The following is a 5865-nucleotide window of genomic DNA, read 5'->3' on the forward strand; positions in this document are numbered from 1 at the left end:
TGCCGGCCGCGAGCTGGTGGTGGTCGACGTCTCCGAACTGCAGGTCGACGGCGCGAGCGCCCTGTCGGTAACCTTCTCGGCACCGCTGGACAAGGACCAGGCATTCGCCGAGCGTCTGCACCTGGTCGACACCGTCAAGGGCAAGGTCGACGGCGCCTGGGAGCTCAGCGACAACCAGATGGAGCTGCGCCTGCGCCACCTTGAGCCGCAACGCAAGCTGGTGCTGACCGTGGACGCCGGCCTGCTGTCGGTGAACGGCAAGAAGCTCGCCGCCGAATACGTCAGCCGTCTCGAAACCCGCGACGTACAGCCCAGTGTCGGCTTCGCCAGCCGTGGCTCGCTGTTGCCCACGCGGCTTGCCGAAGGCCTGCCGGTGATCGCGATGAACATCGACAAGGTGGATGTGGAGTTCTTCCGCATCAAGCCCGAATCGATGTCGACCTTTCTTGCCAGCTGGGGCCGCAATACCTCGCTGGAGTACTACAACTCGCAAGACATGCTGAACATGGCCGAACTGGTGTATGGCGGCCGCTTCGACCTGAACCCGGCGCGCAACACGCGTGAAACCCTGCTGCTGCCGATTGCCGGGATCAAGCCCCTGCAGGCGCCCGGGGTGTACCTGGCGGTGATGCGCGCCTCGGGGCGCTACGACTATTCGCAACCGGCCACGCTGTTCACCCTGAGTGACATCGGCGTGTCGGCGCACCGCTACAGCAACCGCCTGGATGTGTTCACCCAGGCGCTGGAAGGCGGCAAGGCACTGGACGGGGTCAGCCTCGAGCTGCTCGACAATGCCGGCAAGCTGCTGGCCCAGGCCAACACCGACGGCACCGGGCACGCGCAACTGCCGCTCACGCCCAAGGCCGAATTGATGCTGGCCAAGCAGGGCGTGCACACCACCCTGCTGCGCCTGAACAGCGCTGCGCTGGACCTGTCCGAGTTTGCCATTACCGGCCCGCAGGCCAACCCGTTGCAGTTCTTCGTGTTTGGCCCGCGCGACCTGTATCGCCCCGGTGAAACCGTGCTGCTCAACGGCCTGCTGCGCGACCAGGACGGCAAGCCGGTGAAGGCCCAGCCGGTCACCGTGGAAGTGCGCCGGCCCGACGACCAGGTCAATCGCAAGTTCGTCTGGGAGGCTGATGCCAATGGCTTCTACCAGTACCAGCTGCAGCTCGCCAGCGAAGCGCCGACCGGGCGCTGGCAACTGGTGTTCGACCTGGGGGGCGGCAAGAAGCAGGTCCACGAATTCCTCGTCGAAGACTTCATGCCCGAGCGCATGGCCCTCGAACTCAAGGGCAGCGAAACGCCGTTGAGCCCGGACCAAACCGCCGAGATTCAGGTCAATGGCCGCTACCTGTACGGCGCCCCGGCGTCGGGCAACCGCCTCAGCGGCCAGGTGTATGTGCGCCCGTTGCGTGAAGCGGTACCGGCCTTGCCGAGTTATCAGTTCGGTTCGATCACCGAAGAGGACCTGAGCCACGACCTGGAACTGGAAGAAACCACCCTGGATGCCGCGGGCGATGCAACCCTGAGCATCGAGAGCAAGTGGTCCGAAGCGCGTTCGCCGCTGCAACTGAGCGTGCAGGCCAGCCTGCAGGAGTCCGGTGGCCGTCCGATCACCCGGCGCCTGGACCAGCCGATCTGGCCGGCCGACCAGATGCCGGGCCTGCGCGGCCTGTTCGAGGGTGAAGAGACCGACGGCGGTGTGCCGGTAGAGATCGAGCTGTTGATGGCCGATCGCGAGGGCCACAAGCTCGCCGCCAGCAACCTGCGCGTGCGCTTGATTCAGGAGCGCCGTGACTATTACTGGAACTACTCGCAGAGCGACGGCTGGAACTACAACTTCAACGAGAAATTCCTGACCCAGTCCGAGGAGACGGTCAGCGTGAAGGCCGGCAGCACCACCAAGATGAGCTTCCCGGTGGAGTGGGGCCCGTATCGCGTCGAGGTCGAAGACCCGGCCACCGGCGTCACCAGCAGCCTGCGCTTCTGGGCCGGCTACCGTGCCCAGGACAACGCCGAAGGCGGCGCGGTGCGTCCCGACCAGGTCAAGCTGGCGCTGGACAAGCCTGCCTACGCCGACGGCGCCACCGCGCAGGTCACCGTCACCCCGCCAGCGGCCGGCAAGGGTTACCTGATTGTCGAAGGCAATGACGGCCCGCTGTGGTGGGAAGAGATCGATGTGCCGGCCGAAGGCAAGACCTTTGCCGTCAAGCTCGACCCCAAATGGGCACGTCACGACCTGTATGTCAGCGCCCTGGTGATCCGCCCGGGCGAGCGCAAGGCCAACGCCACGCCAAAACGTGCCGTGGGTGTGCTGCACCTGCCGTTGAACCGCGCCGAGCGCAAGCTGGCGCTGACCCTCACGGCACCGCAAAAGATGCGTCCCAAGCAGCCGCTGACCGTCAAGGTGCAGGCGCGCAACGCCGATGGCAGCGTGCCCAAGCAGGTGCATGTGCTGCTGGCCGCCGTCGACGTGGGCATTCTCAACATCACCCGCTTCGCCACGCCGGACCCGTTCACCGGCATGTTCGGCCGCAAGGCCTACGGTGCCGACCAGCTGGACATCTATGGCCAGTTGATCGAAGCCGGGCAGGGCCGCCTGGCGAGCCTGGCATTCGGTGGTGACGCGGCCATGGCCAAGGGCGGCAAGCGCCCCAACACCAGTGTGAACATCGTCGCACTGCAAAGTGCGCCGGTGACCCTCGATGCCAAGGGTGAAGGCCAGGCGACGGTGGACATCCCCGACTTCAACGGTGAGCTGCGCGTCATGGCCCAGGCCTGGACCGAGGACCGCTTCGGCATGGCCGAGGCCAAGACCGTGGTGGCTGCGCCCTTGATCGCCGAGCTGTCGGCACCGCGGTTCCTGGCGGGCGGCGACCGCACCGAGCTGGCGCTGGACCTGTCCAACCTGTCCGGCAAGGCGCAGAAATTCACCATCAAGGTCAGCACCGAAGGCCAGTTGAACCTGCTGACCCCCGCCGAGCAGCCGTTGAGCCTGCGCGACGGGCAGCGTGTTACCTCGTTGCTGTCGGTACAGGCCGTGGGTGGCCTGGGCCAGGGCAAGGTCAAGGTGCAGGTCAGTGGGTTGGTACTGCCGGGCGAGCCGAACACGGCGTTCAGCCGCGAATGGACCCTGGGCATTCGCCCGGCTTACCCGGCGCAACTCAAGCACTATCGTGTGGCCCTCGGCGACCAGCCGTGGACCCTGCCCGCCGAGGATCTGGCGACCTTTGAACCGCAAGGCCTGGAGGCCATGCTGTCGCTGTCGAGCCGTCCGCCGCTGAACATCGCCGAGCAGATCCGTGCGCTCGAAGCCTACCCGTATGGCTGCCTGGAGCAGACCACCAGCGGCCTGTACCCGTCGCTGTATGCCGATGCGGCAACGCTCAAGCGCCTGGGCATCAGCGGTGAAGAGCCCAAGGTGCGTCAGCGCAAGATCGAGATGGGCATCGAGCACCTGCTCGGCATGCAGCGCCACAACGGCAGCTTCGGTCTGTGGGGCCCGGATGACACCGAGGAGTACTGGCTGACCGCGTACGTCACCGATTTCCTCCAGCGCGCCCGCGAACAGGGCTACGCGGTGCCGGCCGAGGCGCTGAAAAAGGCCAACGAGCGTCTGCTGCGCTACCTGCAGGAGCGCAACCTGATCGAGCCGTCCTACACGCGCAATGCCGAGCACAGCCGCTTTGCGGTACAGGCCTACGCGGCGCTGGTGCTGGCGCGTACCCAGCAGGCGCCGCTGGGTGCCTTGCGCAGCCTGTTCGAACGTCGCACCGATGCACGCTCGGGCCTGCCGCTGGTGCAGCTGTCGATCGCACTGGACAAGATGGGCGACAAACCGCGCTCGGCGCAGGCGTTGCAAGCCGGCCTTGCGGCCAAGCGCGCCGACGAGTGGCTGAGCGACTACGGCAGCCCGGTGCGCGACGAAGCGCTGATCCTGGCGTTGCTCGAAGAGAACAAGCTGGCCAGCGACAAGCTCGACCAACGCCTGTTCGAGCTGTCGGACAAGATGGCAAGCAGCTGGTACCTCTCGACCCAGGAGCGCAATGCACTGTTCCTGGCCGGGCGCGCCATGCTCAAGCAGCCCGAAGGCAGCTGGAGTGCCCGCCTGGACAGCGCTGGTGAACAGCGCGAGCTGGGCCCGGCACAACCAGGGCTCAAGCTCGAAGGGCCGTTGCTGGCCTCGCCGCTGACGGTCACCAATGGCGGCGCCAACACCGTGTACCAGCAGTTGACCGTGTCGGGTTACCCGCGCCATGCGCCGCGTGCGGTGGGCACCAACATGAGCATCTACCGCGAGTTCCTCGGCATGAACGGCCGCCCGCTGAACATCAAGGCGCTCAAGAGTGGTGACCTGGTGCTGGTGCATATCGGCATTCGCGCCAACGAGCGGGTGCCGGATGCGTTGATCGTCGACCTGCTGCCGGCGGGCCTGGAGCTGGAAAACCAGAACCTGGCGCAAAGCGCGGCGAGCCTGGACAACGCCAGCAGTGCAGTGAAGGAATGGCGCGATGCGATGCAGAACGCCAACGTGGTGCACCAGGAGTTTCGCGATGACCGTTACGTGGCGGCGATGAGCGTCGACCCGTACGGGGTCACGCACTTGCTCTACCTGGCGCGCGCGGTGACGCCGGGTACCTACCGGGTGCCACCGGTGCAGGTCGAGTCGATGTACCGGCCCAACTGGCAGGCGGTGGGCGAGTCGCCGGGTGACATGGTGATTCTGGGGCGCTAGTCACGGCCCCTTCGCTGGCAAGCCAGCCCCCACAGGTTTAGCGGTGCACGCAAAACCCTGTGAGGGCTGGCTTGCCAGCGAAGCGTCTAGCGCACCACCCAGCTCAACACCCACAACCCCAGCATCAGCCAGATGATCCCCATGATGATCGAGGCGCGCATGAAGGCGCGCACCGCCGAGTACAGCAGCAGCAACCCGACGATCAGCAGCAGGATGCTGATCAGCGAGGTATCCATGCCCAGCGTGCGTGCCAGGCCATCGATGAAATCACCGCCGGCATTGGCCAGCAGGTTGAACAGCCCGCTGAACGTTTCGACCACGAAGTGGATCAACAGGCCCAGTGCGTTCCCCAGCCAACCGAAAAAACCTTCTACATGCATAGTCACTTCCTGATGACGGCCGATGTGCCGTGCCCTGAACGTTGGTCATTGTCGGGCCGGGTCGGTTCCTTGCCCATGGAAAAAGGTGCCCGCGCGTGAAATTCAGCTTAGCCCGCCCGCGTACCCGCCGCGCCAGACTGCTGTATGTCCTGGGCGCCGGCAGCCTGCTGCTGTGTACCTCGCTGTGGCTGGCCGACCGCCTGTGGCCGCTGCCGCTGCCCGCCGACGACCTGGCCCGCGTGGTGCTGGCCGAAGATGGCACGCCGCTATGGCGTTTCGCCGATGCCGAAGGCGTATGGCGCTACCCGGTGAGCGCCGAGCAGGTGTCGCCGTACTACCTGGAGGCATTGCTCACCTATGAAGACCGCTGGTTCTACCAGCACCCCGGGGTCAACCCGCTGGCCCTGGGCCGCGCTACCTGGCAGAACCTGACGGGCGGGCGCGTGCTGTCTGGCGGCAGCACCCTGTCGATGCAGGTGGCGCGCCTGCTCGACCCGCATTCACGCACCTTGCCGGGCAAGCTGCGCCAGGTGTGGCGTACCTTGCAGCTTGAATGGCACCTGTCCAAGCAGCAGATCCTTGAGCTGTACCTCAACCGCGCGCCGTTCGGTGGCACCCTGCAGGGCGTGGCCGCAGCCAGTTGGGCGTACCTGGGCAAGTCGCCCTTGCACCTGACGCCGGCCGAGGCGGCGCTGCTCGCGGTACCTGCCCCCAGGCCCCAGCGGCTGCGCCCCGACCGCCACCCCG

Annotated in this window: 3 protein-coding genes; 2 read left to right on the forward strand and 1 reads right to left on the reverse strand. The window is 66.3% G+C overall.

All coding sequences use genetic code 11. The annotated features are described in order from the left end of the window. The coding region (locus G3436_RS24145; RefSeq protein WP_163950350.1) for an alpha-2-macroglobulin family protein at positions 1-4738 on the forward strand (4738 nt) is incomplete at its 5' end. An 86-nt stretch (positions 4739-4824) separates the two neighbouring features. On the opposite strand, the gene G3436_RS24150 is transcribed toward G3436_RS24145, so the two are convergent. After that, on the reverse strand, positions 4825-5118 hold the full coding sequence (locus G3436_RS24150) for a hypothetical protein (RefSeq protein WP_163950353.1): 294 nt from the start codon (positions 5116-5118) through the stop codon (positions 4825-4827). 95 nt (positions 5119-5213) lie between these two features. On the opposite strand from G3436_RS24150, the gene G3436_RS24155 reads away from it, so the two are divergent. Then, a partial coding sequence (locus G3436_RS24155) for a transglycosylase domain-containing protein (RefSeq protein WP_420801251.1) occupies positions 5214-5865 on the forward strand: 652 nt, incomplete at its 3' end.

The organism is Pseudomonas brassicae (genome assembly GCF_010671725.1).
Classification (GTDB): domain Bacteria; phylum Pseudomonadota; class Gammaproteobacteria; order Pseudomonadales; family Pseudomonadaceae; genus Aquipseudomonas; species Aquipseudomonas brassicae.

Bases quoted from the DNA above. Each gene is read 5' to 3' on its own strand.
- G3436_RS24150 (WP_163950353.1), bottom strand. From the start codon at position 5,118: ATGCATGTAGAAGGTTTTTTCGGTTGGCTGGGGAACGCACTGGGCCTG.